Consider the following 3,177-nt stretch of genomic DNA (forward strand, 5'->3'; position numbering starts at 1 on the left):
CGCCACGACCCAGCCGGCCGCCGGGGCGTCCCCGCCACCCCCGCCACCCCCGCCGAGCCGGCCGAGGACCAGCGGGTGCACCCCGTGCGTGTCCCGGGCCGCGTACAGGGTCGAGGTGTCGCAGAAGACCAGCGAGAACGCGCCGGCCAGCCGGGGCAGCACGGCCATGGCCGCGTCCCGCAGCGTCGGCCCCGGATGGGCGGCCAGCATGGCCGTGATCAGATCGGAGTCGGTGGTCGCCCGGATCCGGTCCTCGCCGGTGTCGACGAGGCCGGCGGCGAGCTCGACGGTGTTGGTCAGGTTCCCGTTGTGACCGAGTGCGACGCCTCCACGCCGCGACGACCGGTAGGACGGCTGGGCGTTCTCCCAGGTCGACGACCCGGTCGTCGAGTAGCGGGTGTGCCCGACGGCCACGTGGCCGGACAGGCTGGCCAGCGTCACCTCGTCGAAGACCTGGGCGACCAGCCCCAGCTCCTTGAAGACGAGGACGGCCCGGCCGTCGGCGACGGCGATGCCCGCCGCCTCCTGCCCCCGGTGCTGCAACGCGTACAGCCCGTAGTAGGTGAGTTTCGCCACGTCCTCGTCCGGCGCCCACACCCCGAAGACCCCGCAGGCGTCCCGCGGACCGGGATCATCGGAGCAGTCGGGAAAGTGATCGGGAACACAGCATCCCGCGCCGGAACCGCCAGCTCCCGCACCCGATGCGCCGGGACCACGCGCCGTCACAGCCCGCGGAACGCGGGCGGACCCGGGGCCTTCCGCCGAACAGGCAGGTGGGCAGGTCGAACAGTCACCGACGTCGCGCAACACAGCTCCTTGGACGTCATTGGTACTGGTCCGGCGTCCACGCTAGCAGTGCGGACCCGGGCCTACACCCGTCGATCTACAACTCATGCGGGCGGGAGCGGACATCACAGGCATATTTGACGTTTCCGCCGGCAGAACCAGCCCGGCCACCTTCCCGCCGGGACGGCGATCATCCCACCGACCAGGAGGCAGCGGACGTCCCGGCACGATCATCTAGAGCGCCGGTCAAGTAGCGCGGATCCCATTCACGACCACCCGCACAGACCATGATCCAGGAAAGTTTGTCGTTGTGTACGCTTTTTGTCCGTAAAAGCGTACACAACGACAAACTTGCGCCGATCTTCTCCGACGGCCGGCGTCCATCGAAACGGGTCACCGTTCGGGGGGATACGCATGGTTAGCTGACCGGCGCTCCCGTACGCGCCCGTCCGGCAGGCCGGATGATCCCAGTTGGGTGGTTCCGGTCAGGCGACCCGCAGCAGTGGGAGGTACGGACGAAGATCGGCACGGGCGCCGCCGGCTCGGACCCGGCCGTCCGCGGTCGCGTCCGCCCAGCTCAGCCGGCCTGCCGCAAGCTCGACGAAGGCGACCGCCCCAGCCTCCACCACGTTCGGCGGGGTGCCCCGGGTGTGCCGCGGGCCTTCGACGGCCTGCACCGCGGCGAAAGGGGGCACCCGGACCTCCACCGAACGCCCGGGAGCGCGGGCCACGAGCTCGCCGGCGCACGCCTTCACGGCGAGCCGCAGCGCGTCCCGGGCCGGCTCGACCCCGATATCCAGGCCGTGCACGACACCCGCCACCACCTCGGCGAGCAGCAGATCCCCGAGACGTATCCCGGTCCCGCCGGTGCCCGCCCCGCCGCCGGTGCCGCCGGCCGGGCCCCCGTCGACGGTACCGACGGCCAGGCCCCCGTCACCAGTAGTCAGAAATTCGTCACTATTAGTCATATACCCGTCACCGGTAGTCAGGCTCTCACCGGTGGCAGGCAGGCCCTCACCGGTGGCGGTCGTGACAGTGACCAGACGCCCGATGTCGGCGCCGTCGACAGCGGCCACCGCGGCGGCGATGCGCTCCCGCAGCCGCGAGCGGGCGCCAGCCGCGGAACCGGCGGGGCTGTCCGGCCCGGGGGCGTCGATGCCGGCGGCCGGTGACTGCCGGCCGGCAGGGGGATGGCCGGCGTCGGCAAGGGGGCCACCAGCAAGGAGGCCACCGGCAGAGGGAGGGCCGGCAGGACAGCCCGCGAGGTAGGCGGAGGTGGACAGCGTCGGCGCGGTGGCGGGCGGCGGCGCGGACACGGCCGCGTCCGCGAGCGCGGCGATGGACCTGGCCAGGTGCCCGACGACATCCGCGACGCTGCGGCCGGGCAGCCTGCTCGGCCGCGTGAACGCCAGGCCGGCGGACGCGTCCACCTGGTCCGCGATCCGCTGCCACTGGCTGATCAGCGCCGGCACCAGCTTCGGATCATCACGACGAGCCGCGGATGCCACCGTCCGATTATCGGCCGGCACATCGGCAAGCCGATTCCGGCACATCGGCAAGCCGGCCATCGACTGGCGGCCACCGGCCTGGTCGTCGGCCGACGCGCCGGTGGCCGGTCATCGGCTGGTGACCGGGCCGCGACGCGATCGTTGATCTTTTTGCTCCCGGGACGCTGGCCCGGGCCGTCGGAGAGGAGGATGGGCCGATGGACGCACAGCCGTACGGGAACGTGATCGTGGACGCGAGCGCCGGCGGCGTGACCCCGGGCGACCTGTTCGGGACGGCCGCCATCCGCCGCCGGGTGCTGGACGCCTGGGCCGCCTCCCCCGCCCGCTTCCGCGAGGACGCGAACGCCGAGGAGGACGCCGCCCGCGGCGCCTACCACGACCGCCTCGTCGTGGAACTGCTCCAGAACGCCGTGGACGCGGCCCAGGCCGCCGGGGCCGACTGTCGCGTCCTCATAACGCTGACCAGCGGCGACACCCCCGGTGGCCATGCCTCCGGCAGCTACGGCCCCGACAGTCACGGCCCGGGCGGTCACGGCCCGGGCGGTGGCGAGCACCGCAGCCGAAGCGGCGGCATGCTGGAGATCGCCAACACCGGAGCGGCGCTGTCCGCGCCGGGGGTCGAGTCGCTCTCGACGCTGCGTGCCTCGGCCAAACGCGACACCGCGGCCCTCGGCCGCTTCGGCGTCGGCTTCGCCGCGGTCCTGGCCGTCAGCGACACCCCGTCGATCGTGTCGCGCTCGACCGCCGCGCCACAGTCGAGCGCGACATGGGACGCCGGGGACGCCGCCGGCGCGCCGGGCGGCGGCTTCGGCGTCCGCTGGTCGAAGCGGGAAACGATCGACGCGGTAGGCGGGCTCGGGGTGCCGGCCCTCGATGCCGAGCT

The 3,177-nt window shown here is 73.2% G+C and carries 3 protein-coding genes; 1 reads left to right on the forward strand and 2 read right to left on the reverse strand.

The window, feature by feature from the left end:
• The coding region (locus AC5LUJ_RS08430; RefSeq protein WP_493464742.1) for an amidophosphoribosyltransferase at window positions 1–807 on the reverse strand (807 nt) is incomplete at its 3' end.
• 464 nt (window positions 808–1,271) lie between these two features.
• Window positions 1,272–2,294, reverse strand: coding sequence for a sterol carrier family protein (locus AC5LUJ_RS08435; protein WP_250289618.1), 1,023 nt, complete (start codon window positions 2,292–2,294; stop codon window positions 1,272–1,274).
• Window positions 2,295–2,491: 197 nt separating this feature from the next.
• Between AC5LUJ_RS08435 and AC5LUJ_RS08440 the strand changes: the two genes are divergently transcribed.
• Window positions 2,492–3,177, forward strand: a 686-nt coding sequence (locus tag AC5LUJ_RS08440; RefSeq protein WP_493464743.1) for a sacsin N-terminal ATP-binding-like domain-containing protein, incomplete at its 3' end; no start/stop codon positions are given.

This window comes from Protofrankia sp. CiP1_Cm_nod3, from assembly GCF_982290655.1.